The sequence below is a fragment of the Flavobacterium sp. genome (genome assembly GCF_030146175.1).
In the GTDB taxonomy this organism is placed as follows: Bacteria; Bacteroidota; Bacteroidia; order Flavobacteriales; family Flavobacteriaceae; genus Flavobacterium.
Window position 1 is genome coordinate 1 of record NZ_JASLCE010000012.1, and the last position, 15,016, is coordinate 15,016.

The window sequence follows — 15,016 nt, forward strand, 5'->3', positions numbered from 1 at the left end:
AAAAGTTACGATTTTGACTCTTGTTTGTCAGAGACAGCAATCATAATACTAAGATAATAAAAAGCAACTCTTATAAATTTTAAAATAATAAATTAACTAAAATTCCTACTATTACTGATGACGATTTGCTTACATTTATCGGATAGCTTCCGTAAATTGCAATGCCATGATTAGCATCCGAAGATACCGAGTTTCATTATTTCACCAATTAATTCAAAACCATGAGAAATTGTATTCCCGTATTCCTTTTGTTAACGCTATTTTTAAACAGTTGTGATCAAAAACAAAAAAAGGCCGATACACCTACTCCAACCCCACAACTGACTTCTCCTTTAAAAGAAGAAGAATTCAAGTTACAGAAGATGTATCAAAAAATTGCAGCCTATAAAACGGATGGTAACGATACTCCTTTGGATTCATTGGAAACTGATAACAAAAAATTTGAAACTGCATTTTTGAACTGTCTGACTAAAAATCCGGAATCCATCCGATATCCTTTTGATTCTTTAAAAAAGGAAAACATTCATATTGTGATCAGTACTGATTCCTTGTTTAAAATCTATAGTTGGGACACTTCGGAAGGCGGCACAATGGTCGATTTTACAAACCTATTCCAATACCAATCCGGAAATAGTGTACAAGCTAAATTGATTAAAGATACAGGGAGCGAAGATGACTATATTCCTTTTTATTCGGAAATTTTCACCTTAAAAAATGGTTCTAAAACATACTACCTAGCGGTAAGTAACGGTGTTTACTCCTCTAAAGATGCCAGTCAGTCCATCGAGGTTTTTAGTATCGAAAACAACCAATTGAAAAAGGAAACCAAATGGTTTAAAACGGAAGAAGGATTTAAAGACGTACTACAAATTGACTTCGATTTTTTTAGTGTGGTTGACCGACCGGAGCGCCCATTACAATTGATCAAATATGACAATCAAAAGAAACAGCTTTATCTTCCGGTAGTAACAGAAGAAGGTAGTGTAACAAAGGATTTTACAATCTATACCTTTACCGGACAGTATTTTGAAGTAAAATAATGCTTTATCACACCTGACAGGTTTTTGAAACCTGTCAGGTGTAGCACGTAGAAAATCATCCCCTTAAATATAAAATAAAAGCCCCGATGAGTTTATCATCGGGGCTTTTTTTATATCTTGATTACAAAAATTACACGTGTAACGCTCTATTATCGGTAGCTGCTAAAGCTGCTTCTTTGATTGCTTCTGCAAATGTTGGGTGTGCATGCGACATTCTGGAAATATCTTCCGCTGAAGCTTTGAACTCCATAGCCGTAACCGCTTCTGCGATTAAATCGGCACAACGAGGCCCAATCATATGTACACCTAAAACTTCATCGGTTTTAGCATCAGCCAGGATTTTTACAAATCCGTCGGTATCACCTCCGGCACGCGCACGTCCTAAAGCTTTGAATGGGAAACTTCCCGATTTGTAGGCTACTCCTGCTTCTTTTAACTGCTCTTCTGTTTTTCCAACAGCAGCTACTTCCGGCCAGGTATATACAACACCCGGAATTAGGTTATAATCGATATGTGGTTTTTGACCTGCAAGGAACTCGGCTACAACCACACCTTCTTCTTCTGCTTTGTGCGCCAACATCGCTCCACGAACTACGTCTCCGATAGCATAAATATTTGACGCAGTAGTTTGTAAATGATCATTTACTTCAATCTGACCTCTTTCGGTAATTTTCACACCGGCTTTATCCGCATTTAATCCTTCTGTATATGGACGACGACCAACCGAAATCAACGCGTAGTCTCCTTCAAGAGTGATCACTTCTCCTTTTGCGTTTTCAGCTTTAACCACTACCACATCTCCGTTACGGTCAACCGCCTGAACTTTGTGTGATGTATAGAATTTCATTCCCTGTTTTTTCAACACTTTTGTCAATTCTTTTGACAAACCGGCATCCATACCCGGAATGATACGATCCATAAATTCCACTACAGAAACCTGAGCGCCAAGACGTAAATACACCTGTCCAAGCTCTAACCCGATCACACCACCACCGATGATCACCAAGTGTTTCGGAACTTCTTTTAATTCCAATGCTTCTGTAGACGTGATGATTCTTTCTTTATCGATTTTGATAAAAGGTAAACTCGATGGTTTTGAACCGGTAGCAATAATGGTATTTTTTGCTTCGATTTTTTCAACCGAACCGTCTTTTTTAGTAATCGTGATAGCCGTAGCGCTTTCAAAAGCACCAACTCCTTCGAATACGGTAATTTTATTTTTATCCATCAGGTATTTTACCCCTCCGGCAGTTTGATCTACAACAGCTTTTTTACGAGCCACCATTTTTTCAAGGTTCACTTTCACCTCACCGCTCACTTCAATACCGTGATCTGCAAAATGAGAAATTTCTTCGAAATGGTGGGAAGAAGCCAACATCGCTTTAGACGGAATACATCCAACATTTAAACAAGTACCTCCTAAAGTGGAATATTTTTCGATAATGGCCGTTTTCATTCCTAATTGGGCGCAACGGATTGCCGCTACATAGCCTCCAGGACCCGAACCAATAATAACTACGTCAAATGAACTCATAGTATAATTATATTATGTTGTGTTTTTAAAAATTTCATTACAAAATTAAGGAATTTTGTTTAGACGAAATCGGATTATTTTCAAAATAAAAATGCTTTTAACGTTCCTTTAAGGAGCAACCAATTTCGTAGCGGTATTCGTAAAAACAAGGTGTATAAAAACCTTTAAATTCAGGGTTTCATTATTTTTTGTAGGTGGTGTTTATCCATAATTTAGAATCTATAATTTATTTCGGCAGCCGCATACCATGAAAAATCAAACTTAGAATGGGTTGTCTTATCGCTAAAAAGGCTTTTTAACGTCCGTTCATTAAAATAAACAGAACGCATGGCATTTACGCCAAGTGTAATGGGTAAGCTGATGTGCTTGTTTAGCTTCAATTCGGGCCTTAAACCCGTTACAAAATATTGATGGGTAAACATGACATTCTTCCTCTCCTTTTGAAGCATTGCGAGTTGACCGTTCATTTCTGCAATTAGATGTAAAGCAAACTTGTTGTTGAAATTATATCCCGCAGCTGCCTGGAATCCACTCATCATCGAAACCCGGAACGTATATTTCCCTTCCGAATTGTAATTCACATAGAGCGCCGGAAATAACATCGGATATCCCAATGTATTGGTTAGCGCAAGTCCACCTCCCAGATCTAATTTAGGGTTGATTTTTTTAACAAACAGCGCGCCTCCACTCCCCAGAATACTGTTGCCATTTACTCTTGAAATCTGGGTTTCATTAGTGTAAACTCCCGCACCCAAAAAAGCGATAAGGGACCATTTTGGACTTAAGGGACGGATAGTAATCAACGAGAGTTGAAGATTGGTAATGTTCGACAGCACCAAATCCTGACTGATGTTTTTATTTTCAAGTGAAGCATAAGTTCCTGCGACATCAACCATCCAGGCCGTAACAAGACTGTCTTTACTCATTTTTACCGAAATTGGGATTTTGATATTTCCGCGATATATCGTTGCCGACCCTTTTCCATTTTCCATCTTGTTCCCCTCGTTATCGATATAACTTGACGAACCAAAATATTCCGTTTTAAGGGATACCTGTGCCATCGTTTTTGCACTCACAATTAGTAAAAGAAGTAATGCCCACAGCAATCTTGTTGTTTTCATATATATTTATCATTTATGTGAGGCAAAACTATATCGTAACCACAAGGCTATTTTTTACTTTTGACAACCGGTCATTTTTTGTTGACGAACGAATATTGCAACGAATGAGAAAAGGCTACTTTTGTAAAATCAACAGTATGTTATGTTTACTATAAAAAAGACGGATTACTTATTTTGGTTTTTTATGTTTTTGCTAATCTTCCTGCAATTGTCAGATGATTTCTCTTTTGTGTGTACTTTACTGTTTACAATAGCCATTACACTAACTTTGAGAATTCATGTGATTTATGTAATTAACCGGTTGGCAAAGGAGTATTTACAAATTAATGCCTCTGCAAAATTTATCCTCTATGCTTTATTGACCAGTATGCTCACCGCCATACTCTTATCCCTTGAAGGTTATATAATTATTGAAATGATTTTTTCCGAAGCAGTAGTAAAAATGAATCTAATGCTGTCGTTATTTTTCGGAATGCTGATGATGACCGTCTTGATTTCCGGGATGAGTTATTCGATAGAATTATTCAAACAGAATACAGAAGCCGAAAAACAACATGAGATCCTGAAAAACAGTGTACTGGAATCGGAAATAAACCATTTAAGAACGCAATTAAGTCCGCATTTTACCTTTAACATATTAAACAACTTACAATTCCTGATTCGAAAAGACAAAGACGAAGCGCTGGAATTACTCTCCCGATACAGTAAAATATTGCGCTATTATGTCTATGAATCTCAAAACAAGTGGATAAAACTGGACGATGAAATCGCGTTCCTAAAGCACTATTTTCAACTGGAAAAAGACCGATCCGGAGAGGATCTACAAATTTCGTGTCAGTGGAATATCCCCGAAAACCAATTGATGATCATTCCCTTTCTTTTATCAACATTCGTTGAAAATGCATTTAAGCATGTCTCTACTTTTGCCGATAAAAGCAATTCTATTCATTTGGAAATCTTTTTGGCAAATGAAAATCAATTATTTCTTAAAATAGAAAATACCACAGATTCATCATTAAATGATAGCAAAAAAGATGGCGTTGGATTGCGATATGTTCAAAAAAGACTGGACTTATCCTATCCCGACAATTACAAATTAACATTGTCGTCAGACGAAGATAAATACAATGTAACATTACAACTAAATTTGAATAACTAATGAAGTGCATTGTAATCGATGACGAACGGATTGCCAGAGAAGGTCTGAGTGAATTCATCAAAGAATTTGATTTTTTGGAAAATAGAGGTTGCTTTTCCAATGCCCATTTGGCATTAGAAAAATTAAACACCGAAATTATTGATTTAATATTTTTAGACATTCAGATGCCACTCCTCAATGGAATGGAATTTGCAAAAAGAATCACAGACAAATCACCAATGATCATCTTCACTACTGCCTATTCCGAATTTGCCTTAGAAGGATATAAAGTAAATACCGTAGATTATTTAGTCAAACCCATTTTTTTCGAAGATTTTAAAGATGCTGTATCTAAAGCCAAGAAAATGTATGACTTGATGCGGAAGCAGGAAGACACTAGTAAGCCATTGTTTTTTAAAGAAAACGGCGTTTTGATAAAAGTACACCCCAAGAATATCCTCTATATTCAGAGCATGCAGAATTATATTGAAATACACTTGGAAAATAGTAAGCGGCTGATTATTCATCATACCTTAAAAAAAATTTTAGACCAATTACCAACAGAAGATTTCTTGCAAATTCATAAATCGTATATTGTCAATAGCAAGCAAATTAGCCGTATAGATGGTGCCACTTTATATATAAAAGATATCGCTTTACCAATATCAAGAAACAGAAAAGCTGAAGTTCTAAAAATTTCTTTACCGAATTAATGGTAAATCATTAACGACTATTGACTCTCCACAACGGTATTCATAAAAACCAGACCTAAAAAAAACCCTGAAAATTCAGGGTTTCACTATTTTTTGTTGGTGGTGTTGACTACATTACTTCCAAACAAGTATATACCTGTGGACAAGCAATATAGCGACGGCAATAAGCCGGTCCGGTTACCGAACCACTGCATGAGCAGCCGCATAGGGATAAATCCGGGGTAATAATTTCAAGTTGTTCTCCAGTAATAGCTCTTTGATGCTCTTTTGTTAGCACCTGAACTCCTGCAATGTTTAAAAGGTTTGTTTTCATAGTTTGGGGGTTAAATAGTTAGCATCTTATTATACTTTTGTTTCACCACAATTGTAAACCTGCAGACAGCCTATATAAAGACTGCAATACGCCGGTCCGGTTACGGAACCACTGCAAGAACATCCGCATTTGGATAAATCATGCGGTTCTTCAACCAATACTTGTCCTAAAATTTGTCTTTGGTTCTCTTTCGATAACACTTGCACTCCGGTGATGTTTAAAAGATTTGTTTTCATAATTAAATAGATTAATGCGATTAGAATAGCTTATATATGATTACAAGTATACACCTGAGGACAGACCATGATACGCTGACAATAAGCCGGTCCGGTTACCGAACCACTACACGAACAACCACATTTGGAGATATCACCTATAACCAATGCCTGTCCTAAAATTTGTCTTTGGTTCTCTTTCGATAACACTTGTACTCCGGAAATATTCAAAAGATTTGTTTTCATAGTAAATCGATTTGGTTTGTTTTTATGATATCTTATACTTCACCACAAGTGTATACCTGTGGACATCCAATATAGCGATCGCAATAAGACGGTCCGGTTACAGCGCCACTGCACGAACAGCCACATTTGCTCAAATCGATTGGTTCTTCCACGAATACTTGTCCGTAAATACTTCTTTGGTTCTCTTTCGATAACACCTGTACTCCGGTGATGTTTAAAAGGTTTGCTTTCATAAGTTATTTGGTTTGATTAATTATCTGCCAAAATAAGAATTTATTCGCAAAATGCAATATAAATAATTACGAAAAGCATATTTTAAATCACAAAAGATGTAGTATTTTTAACCTGACCAATCATAAAAGTACTATGAGTACTGCCAATATGCTGTAATGTAGTCAACTTTGTAACCATAAACTCCCGGTATTCCTCCATATCCTTTACACATATTTTAAGGATGTAATCGTAATCACCACTCACATGAAAGCACTCCAGGACTTCGTTTAGCTGTACCACTTCTTTTTCAAACTGACTGATAAACTCGCGGGTATGCTGTGTTAGTTTTAAATGACAAAACACGACAAATCCTTTTTCGATCTTATTCCGGTTTAAAAGTGCTACATAGCGCGAAATAATGCCTTCTTTTTCGATTTTCTTAATGCGTTCATACACGGCCGTAACCGATAAGTTCAGTTTTAGCGAAAGCTCTTTATTGGTTAGCTTACAGTCATTTTGCAACAATTGCAGCAATTTTTTATCAATGTTATCGAATTTCATACGGATCGTTAGTAGAATTAAAAAAATTTGGTCAAAATAGTGTAAATCACTTTAAAACAAAAAATTAAACTACAAATATACATTTTAATAGTTTTATTATCTAAGTTTAAAAACTATCATTGACTTTTTTTCACCAATAACTTTATTTTGACTTTTTATATTACATTTTATAACACAACTAACTATACCAACATGAAAAATTTCAACCCGGCTGATAAAATACAGGACTTACAGTATTTTGGCGAATTTGGAGGCGTTAACCCATCTATCTCCGATTCGTCTACCTATACCTTCCTGTCGGCCAAAACCATGTTCGATACTTTCGAAGGAAATGCCGAAGGTTGCTACCTTTATTCCCGTCACTCTTCCCCTAGTAACTTATATTTAGGTGAAGCTTTGGCTGCAATGGAAGGAACCGAAACGGCCAACGTAGCGGCATCCGGAATGGGCGCGATCACGCCAACCCTATTGCAACTATGTCAAAACGGAGAACACATTGTGTCCAGCCGTACCATTTATGGTGGAACGTATGCTTTCCTTAAAAATTTCGGACCTCGTTTGGGTATTAAAACAACCTTTGTAGACATTACCAAACTGGACGTGGTAGAAGCAGCTATCCAGCCCAATACTAAAGTATTGTATTGCGAAACGGTGAGTAATCCTTTATTGGAAGTAGCCGATATTGAAAGCCTTGCCAAACTAGCTAAAAAGCACAACCTTACTTTGGTTGTTGACAATACTTTTTCGCCGTTATCGGTAGCACCTGCAAAATTAGGAGCCGATGTGGTGATTCACAGTTTAACAAAATACATCAACGGAAGTAGCGATACAGTTGGTGGTGTGGTTTGCGGAACGCATGACTTTATCAACGCCTTAAAAAATGTAAACGACGGAGCCAGCATGCTTTTAGGTCCAACAATGGACAGTTTGCGTTCGGCCAGTGTTTTAAAAAACCTGAGAACGTTACATATCCGTATGAAACAACACAGTCATAACGCTATGTATCTGGCTGAAAAATTTGAAAAAGACGGTATTAAAACCGTATATCCGGGATTGGCAAGTCACCCGAGCCATGAGCTTTATAAAAATATGATCAATCCGGAATACGGATTTGGTGGTATGTTAACGATTGACGTAGGTTCGTTGGATAAAGCCAATGAGCTTATGGAATTGATGCAAAACCGTAATTTAGGATACCTGGCCGTGAGTTTAGGGTTTTACAAAACCTTATTCAGCGCTCCGGGAACATCAACATCTTCCGAAATTCCATTGGAAGAACAAGCCGAAATGGGCTTAACAGACGGATTAATCCGTTTCTCCATCGGATTGGATAACGATATTGAGAGAACCTATCAGATGATGAAAGATTGTATGAAGGAACTTTCGATTTTAAATTAAGTTTTTAGTTTTTTTTAGTTTAAGTCCGTTTGAGATCAATAGTCTTGAGCGGATTTTTTTATTTGTAACAAAATGGACAATCCTACAACTAATGCTATTGATAGTATTTTTTGTGTCGATGTTAACACGATAATCCTATAAGATTAAATAAATTTAGCCTTTTAAAATTCTAGTACTAAATGAAAAAGTTCACTTTTCTGTTTCTTTTAGCCGGTTCGATGACGTATGCGCAACGAAACCTGACCATCGAAGAAGCAACTACAGGCATGCGTACGTATGCACCGAAATCGATGTTGGCCACACAATGGCGAAAAGACGTAAGTGCGATTACGTATCTTGACAACACCTACCAGAATCTGGTAACCCGCAACGAAAACAACCAGTGGAAAGAAACCACCTTATTGACCAAAGACGATGTTCAGAACGCTTTACGCGCCAAATTCCCACAGGACGAGTTCAATCTAAGAATGTTCCCGTTCGCCTATGAGTGGAAAGGTGCGAATATCATGGCTTTTGAAGTAGCCGGTAAAAAAGCAAATTATATCGTCGAATTTGACGCGACACAAAAAAGCATTACCAAAGCCTTATCGATTCCGTCTGATGCGAGTAACCAACTGGCAACCGATGCTAAAAATCGCATAGCCTGGTTAAACAAAAATAACATCCGTATTACCGATGCAAATGGAAAAACCATCGAAGTAACGAACGATACCGACAGCGGAATCGTAAACGGAAGTGACTATACACACCGTCAGGAATTTGGAATTCACCAGGGAATGTGGTGGAACAAAGCCGGAGATAAATTGGCCTACTACCGCAAAGACGAAACAATGGTAACCAATTATCCGTTGATTGATTTCGGAGCCCGCGTTGCCGAGGTAAAAGATATCAAATATCCTATGGCCGGAATGAAGAGCGAAGAAGTTACTTTAGTGATTTTTGACGCAAACACCAATGCTAAAGTAACACTTAAAACAGGTGAGCCTAAAGAACAGTATTTAACTTGTGTAACCTGGGATCCAAATGGGAAATTTATCTATGTAGGTTTATTAAACCGCGAGCAAAATCATTTGAAATTAAACCAGTATGATGTGGTTTCGGGTGCGTTGGTAAAAACCTTATTCGAAGAAAAAGCCAGCACTTATGTAGAGCCACAACACGATTTGACGTTCTTGCCAAACAATCCAAATCAGTTTTTATATCAGACCGAAAATGAAGGATACAACCAATTGTACCTTTATAATACCGATGGAAAACTAATCAAAAAATTAGGTTATAAAGATGTAGTGGTAAAAGACCTGTTGGATTTTGACGCCAAAGGAACGAAAATCAGCTATATCGGAACAGCAAACAACGGATTAGACCGTCAGTTGTATGAAGTGGATCTTAAATCGGGAAAAACAACTACCTTAACAACCGTTAGCGGAACACACGCAGCGAGTTTGAGTTCAAACGGGGCGTATTATTTCGATCAGTATAGCAATACGACTACACCAAACGAAGCAGCTATTGTAAACGTTAAATCTAAAAAAGCTACTTCATTGATCAGTGCTGAAAATCCATATGCCGGTAAAATCAACATGCCGAAAATGGAATTGGTAACGATCACTTCTGCAGATGGAAAAACGCCTTTAAACGGACGTTTGATCTATCCTGCTAATTTTGACGCTACTAAAAAATATCCGGTAATGGTATATGTTTACGGTGGATCGCACGCACAATTGGTAAACAACCGTTGGTTAGGTGGTGCCAACCTTTTCGACAATTATATGGCACAACAGGGTTATGTGGTATTTACATTGGATAACCGTGGAAGTGATTCCAGAGGAAAAGATTTCTGTCATGTGAACCATAGAAAATTAGGTCAGAATGAAATGGCGGATCAGATGAAAGGTGTGGAATTCTTAAAATCAAAATCATTTGTAAATCAGGATAAAATTGGAGTTTACGGATGGAGTTTCGGAGGATTTATGACTACTTCATTGCTATTAAACCAAAGCGAAACATTTAAAGTTGGTGTTGCCGGTGGACCGGTAACCGACTGGAAATATTATGAAGTAATGTACGGTGAGCGTTATATGGATACGCCACAGGAAAATCCGGAAGGTTACGAAAAATCGAGTGTGATCAATAAAGCAAACCAATTAAAAGGAGATTTATTGGTAATTCACGGTGCGCAGGATCCGGTTGTAGTACAACAACAAAGTATGGAATTTATCGAAGCGTGTATCAAAGCCGGAAAACAAGTGGATTATTTCCTTTATCCGACACACGAACACAATGTATCCGGTAAAGACCGTATTCACTTAAATGAAAAAATCGCCCGTTATTTCGATTTGCATTTAAAGAATAACTAATAGTTTCTACACCTGACAGGTTTTGGAAACCTGTCAGGTGTAATATAGCCAAATAAAAAAGCCTTCCCGCTATAGCGAGAAGGCTTTTTTATTATGTATAATGGATTTATTTCAATTGTCCGGCATAAACCGCAAGATCAATTAATTTGGAAGAATAACCGTATTCGTTATCATACCAGGATACGATTTTATAGAACGTTGAATTCAATTCGATTCCGGCTTTAGCATCTACAATACTGGTTCGCGTATCGGAAACAAAATCCTGAGAAACCACATCGTCTTCGGTAAATCCGATAATGTCTTTCATTTCGTTTTCAGAAGATCGTTTTAATACTTCCATAATTTCCGCATACGACGTTTCTTTTTGAAGTTTTACGGTCAAATCAACCACCGAAACATCCGCTACCGGTACACGCATCGCCATTCCGGTTAGTTTTCCTTTTAATTCCGGAATAACTTTTGTTACCGCTTTGGCCGCTCCTGTCGATGCCGGGATGATGTTTACCAAAGCCGAACGTCCACCGCGGAAATCTTTTTTAGATGGCCCGTCAACCGTTAACTGCGTTGCCGTAGTAGCGTGAATGGTTGTCATTAATCCTTCTACGATTCCGAAATTATCGTTTAAAACTTTTGCCAATGGCGCCAAACAGTTTGTCGTACAAGACGCATTCGAAATGATAGTATCTGCAACGGTCATTTTATCGTGATTAACACCCATGATAAACATTGGCGCATCGGCCGATGGTGCCGAAATCACTACTTTTTTGGCACCACCTTTAATATGCGTTTCCGCTTTTTCCAGCGTTGTAAAAATACCGGTACAGTCGGCAATAACTTCTGCTCCTGCTTCATCCCATTTTAATAACGACGGATCTTTTTCGGCCGTTACACGGATAAATTTATCGTTAACATATAACTGACCGTCTTTTACTTCTACTTTCCCGTCGAAACGACCGTGAACCGAATCGTATTTTAAAAGGTAAGCCAAATGATCCACAGCCAGTAAATCGTTAATTGCTACAACTTCAACATTATCTCTTTTAATGGTTTCTCTAAAAACAATTCTTCCGATTCTTCCGAATCCGTTAATTCCTAATTTTACTTTCATCACATTCTTTCTTAAAAATTATTAAATCGAAACAATTTCAGAAACGCGTAACAGTTCCCTGTCGATTTCCGAATGTCCCTTAACTGCTTGTTCCAATGGCGTCAGTTCTACTTTATCGTTGATCAATCCCGCCATAAAGTTGGATTTCCCTTCCAACAAGGATTCTACGGCTTTTACTCCGAGTCGGCTAGCCAATACCCTGTCAAAGCAAGATGGTGATCCGCCGCGTTGCATATGCCCTAAAACGGATACGCGAACGTCGTATTCCGGCATATTTTCTTCTACATAATCGCCCAGTTCAAAAACGTTTTTCCCAATTCTATCCCCTTCAGCGACTACGACAATACTGGACGATTTTCCGGAGGCCTTACTTTTATGAAGGGATTCCACCAATCGATCCAATCCCAGGTTTTCTTCCGGAATCAGAATATCTTCTGCACCGGCGCCGATTCCGGCATTCAAAGCGATATGTCCGGCATCGCGTCCCATCACTTCCACAAAAAACAGACGGTTATGCGAACTGGCGGTGTCGCGTATTTTATCGATCGCTTCCACTACCGTATTTAAAGCGGTATCAAATCCAAGGGTATGACTGGTTCCGAAGATATCGTTATCGATCGTACCGGGAATTCCCATAATCGGGAAATTGAACTCCTTATTAAAGACAAGTCCACCGGTAAAACTTCCGTCACCACCAATGATCACTAAAGCATCTATTCCGGCATTTTTGAGGTTATCATGGGCTTTTTTACGCCCTTCGGGTGTCATAAATTCTTTTGATCGTGCCGATTTTAAAATCGTTCCGCCTTTATTTACAATATTGTTCACCGATCGTGGTCCCATCTCTTTAAAGTCTCCTTCTATCATTCCCTGGAAACCACGGTAAATTCCGGCACATTCAATATTATGGTAGGCGCAGGTACGCACTACGGAACGGATGGCTGCGTTCATTCCAGGAGAATCCCCTCCGGATGTAAGCACACCGATCTTCTTAATTGTTTCTGACATCATATATTCGTTTATTGTAAATTTAATAAATAAACACGAGATACCTTACAGAATGCAGGCATATTTAGCAAAAACCTAACATTCGTAACGCAGCAAAAATGTTGTAAAATAAGAAGTGTTGTTGTTTAGTTGTTGGCCGTTATTTTAATCGACTTCCGGCACGCGTTGCTGTTCCTTTTTCGGTTCTTCGGCGTTTTTGTTTTTACGATCTTCGATAAACTTAATAAAGTCCGGAGCAAGATCCGAATCCGGTAAACGGTCGGTCGGATTGGTGGTGTCTTTTTCTTTTACTTTAGTAAAGATTTTACGCCATAATTCGCGCATCGTATCAAAATCCACCTCATACGAAAGTCCGATTCCCTGCGTATAGCCAATCCCCTCTCCAATATAGTTAATATCGTTTTCGCGGTTAAAGGCTCTTGCTTTTAACGATCCGTCTTTATTGAGGCGTAACTGAAGCTCCACGTCACCTACGATAACCGATTCCTGGTTTCCGCCAACCGGTACACCAAATTTACCATTAATAGTAATACGATCGTCGATTTGAGACGAAACGGTAACCCCAACTTTACCCTGTGTTTGGGCAAATGGTGTCCTGTCGCCCTGAACAAAGTTAAATCCGACTTTTACTTTATCGTCACTACCGGCAAAAATATCGTCAAAAATAGAGCTGGCTCGTTCGAATAAACTTCCGTAAACCGAATTGGAAGCACTTTCTGCCGAAAGGAATCCACCGGTTCCCAACAAAGCCAACGCCTGTGTCTGACGGACGTCTCGGTCGCTTAGTTTATAATCGATTTCCGATTTTAATACCGAACTCACACTTGGGAATTCAATTCGGAAATCCGGTTCCGGGTTGCTCAGGTTACCGTTTAGCATAATATAAACTTCCGTAGGCACTTTACGGCTAAAAGACGCATTGTCCAAAATAACCGCCGGATTGGCCTCGGTTTTATATACCGCCTGAAGGTTTAAAGCCGCATTCATCGGGTTTCCATCCCAACGAATGGTTCCGTATTCTTTTACTTCAAATTTCTTATCGATTAAGCCCAGGTATTTAAAGTTGTATTCTCCTTTATAGGTCTGGAAATCGCCCCACATATTAAATTTACCCATGGTGTTGATTTCCATCGTGATAAATCCTTCCCCTCTTCCTTTCATTCCGTGGCCGGTATTTTTGTCGAGAATAATTTCGATATCGGCATCACGGGTCATTCGGAATTCGAATTTAAGTTCAATTCCTTTAAACTTGTTCAGCACGACTTCTTCCAATCCTTTTTGCTTGGCTTCTTTTTCCTTTTTACTCAGGAAGTGGATAAACGAGTTGTTTCCGATACCCTGCGCATCGTTTAACGGAATCTTGATACTGGTTCCTTTGTTCGACTCGGCATCCATTTCGATATACAGGTTGTTGACCGGTCCGGTAATCGAAGCTTCTCCTTTGATAAAAGCCCTACCATAATAAATCGCATCTTCGTGATCCTGCGTATCAAGACCAAGCAGGTTATCCGATCGCAGTTTTAAGTCCAGTTGCCAATCTTCGAGTTTTTTATGTCGGATCGTACCGTTAAGCGTTCCTTTTGTTTTTTCCTTGGTATCGGTGAGTTCGATATTTCTGAAAATAAACTGGTCTTCCGTCAAGTTGATCAGCGCATTTTCCTCGAAATTATAATCCACACCGAGATACGGGACTTTCATCCCGGCTTCATTCAGGTAAAGGCTGCCGTCTACTTCCGGATTCCGGACGCTTCCTGCAATCGACGCCCTACCCGAGGCAAAACCGCGCATATCGGAGAAAATACTTCCCAGAAGCGGTCCGATCGGACTAATGTTAAATCGGGTAAACCCGGCATTTAGCGCCAGTATACTTTCTTTATTGATGATCTCGATATTACCGTTCAGGAAGAAGTTCTCTACGTGATCATTGATAATCGAGGAATTTACATTAAACTTTCGGAACGAATCTTCACCGGTCACCTCCAGATTCAGATCACCCATCATTACTTTATTCACCTGAAGGGAATCGACCGTTAAAGCCGCTGTTGGTAAAT

At 38.7% G+C, this 15,016-nt stretch carries 15 protein-coding genes; 5 read left to right on the forward strand and 10 right to left on the reverse strand.

The genetic code is table 11. The features are described from left to right. Nucleotides 1-221 precede the first annotated feature (221 nt). A complete protein-coding gene (locus Q1R07_RS01185; RefSeq protein ID WP_300485133.1) occupies nt 222-1,040 on the forward strand; it encodes a hypothetical protein in 819 nt (272 codons plus the stop codon). Nucleotides 1,041-1,170: 130 nt separating this feature from the next. On the opposite strand, the gene lpdA is transcribed toward Q1R07_RS01185, so the two are convergent. Together lpdA and Q1R07_RS01195 are read right to left on the reverse strand one after the other, a co-directional pair. Beyond that, a complete protein-coding gene (gene lpdA / locus Q1R07_RS01190; protein WP_300485134.1) occupies nt 1,171-2,574 on the reverse strand; it encodes a dihydrolipoyl dehydrogenase in 1,404 nt (467 codons plus the stop codon). Nucleotides 2,575-2,786: 212 nt separating this feature from the next. Next, nucleotides 2,787-3,695: a DUF6268 family outer membrane beta-barrel protein gene (locus Q1R07_RS01195; RefSeq protein WP_300485136.1), complete on the reverse strand. Its 909-nt coding sequence runs from the start codon at nt 3,693-3,695 to the stop codon at nt 2,787-2,789. A 184-nt stretch (nt 3,696-3,879) separates the two neighbouring features. Here Q1R07_RS01195 and Q1R07_RS01200 point away from each other — a divergent pair, with 184 nt between their 5' ends. Further along, nucleotides 3,880-4,854, forward strand: a complete 975-nt coding sequence (locus Q1R07_RS01200; RefSeq protein WP_300485138.1) for a histidine kinase — start codon at nt 3,880-3,882, stop codon at nt 4,852-4,854. Further along, nucleotides 4,854-5,546 (forward strand): LytTR family DNA-binding domain-containing protein, encoded by a 693-nt coding sequence (locus Q1R07_RS01205; RefSeq protein WP_300485140.1) that lies wholly within the window; start codon nt 4,854-4,856, stop codon nt 5,544-5,546. The genes Q1R07_RS01200 and Q1R07_RS01205 overlap by 1 nt, the downstream gene beginning before the upstream one ends. Before the next feature lie 109 nt (nt 5,547-5,655). On the opposite strand, the gene Q1R07_RS01210 is transcribed toward Q1R07_RS01205, so the two are convergent. The 5 genes from Q1R07_RS01210 to Q1R07_RS01230 form a co-directional block, all read right to left on the reverse strand. Beyond that, nucleotides 5,656-5,859 carry a hypothetical protein gene (locus tag Q1R07_RS01210; RefSeq protein WP_300485142.1) on the reverse strand — a complete coding sequence of 68 codons (204 nt, stop codon included), beginning with the start codon at nt 5,857-5,859 and terminating at the stop codon, nt 5,656-5,658. A 29-nt stretch (nt 5,860-5,888) separates the two neighbouring features. After that, nucleotides 5,889-6,095, reverse strand: a complete 207-nt coding sequence (locus Q1R07_RS01215; protein WP_136401676.1) for a hypothetical protein — start codon at nt 6,093-6,095, stop codon at nt 5,889-5,891. Between the two features lie 30 nt (nt 6,096-6,125). Next, on the reverse strand, nt 6,126-6,320 hold the full coding sequence (locus Q1R07_RS01220) for a hypothetical protein (protein WP_300485148.1): 195 nt from the start codon (nt 6,318-6,320) through the stop codon (nt 6,126-6,128). A gap of 32 nt (nt 6,321-6,352) precedes the next feature. Then, nucleotides 6,353-6,553, reverse strand: coding sequence for a hypothetical protein (locus Q1R07_RS01225; RefSeq protein ID WP_300485150.1), 201 nt, complete (start codon nt 6,551-6,553; stop codon nt 6,353-6,355). 82 nt (nt 6,554-6,635) lie between these two features. Continuing rightward, on the reverse strand, nt 6,636-7,094 hold the full coding sequence (locus Q1R07_RS01230) for an Lrp/AsnC family transcriptional regulator (protein WP_136401679.1): 459 nt from the start codon (nt 7,092-7,094) through the stop codon (nt 6,636-6,638). 192 nt (nt 7,095-7,286) lie between these two features. Between Q1R07_RS01230 and Q1R07_RS01235 the strand changes: the two genes are divergently transcribed. Beyond that, entirely contained in the window at nt 7,287-8,492 is a 1,206-nt protein-coding gene (locus Q1R07_RS01235) for an aminotransferase class I/II-fold pyridoxal phosphate-dependent enzyme (protein ID WP_300485154.1), read from the forward strand. Nucleotides 8,493-8,671: 179 nt separating this feature from the next. Next, the gene (locus Q1R07_RS01240; RefSeq protein ID WP_300485156.1) at nt 8,672-10,849 is read left to right on the forward strand and encodes a DPP IV N-terminal domain-containing protein; all 2,178 of its coding nucleotides are present in this window, start codon (nt 8,672-8,674) and stop codon (nt 10,847-10,849) included. A gap of 106 nt (nt 10,850-10,955) precedes the next feature. Here Q1R07_RS01240 and gap read toward each other — a convergent pair whose 3' ends face one another. From gap to Q1R07_RS01255, 3 genes are all read right to left on the reverse strand, one after another. Beyond that, complete coding sequence (gene gap, locus Q1R07_RS01245; protein WP_300485158.1) at nt 10,956-11,957, reverse strand: type I glyceraldehyde-3-phosphate dehydrogenase; 1,002 nt, start codon at nt 11,955-11,957, stop codon at nt 10,956-10,958. A gap of 21 nt (nt 11,958-11,978) precedes the next feature. Then, nucleotides 11,979-12,965, reverse strand: a complete 987-nt coding sequence (pfkA, locus tag Q1R07_RS01250) for a 6-phosphofructokinase (protein ID WP_300485162.1) — start codon at nt 12,963-12,965, stop codon at nt 11,979-11,981. A gap of 144 nt (nt 12,966-13,109) precedes the next feature. Further along, nucleotides 13,110-15,016 (reverse strand): translocation/assembly module TamB (locus Q1R07_RS01255; RefSeq protein ID WP_300485160.1); only part of this gene is annotated, 1,907 nt, incomplete at its 5' end.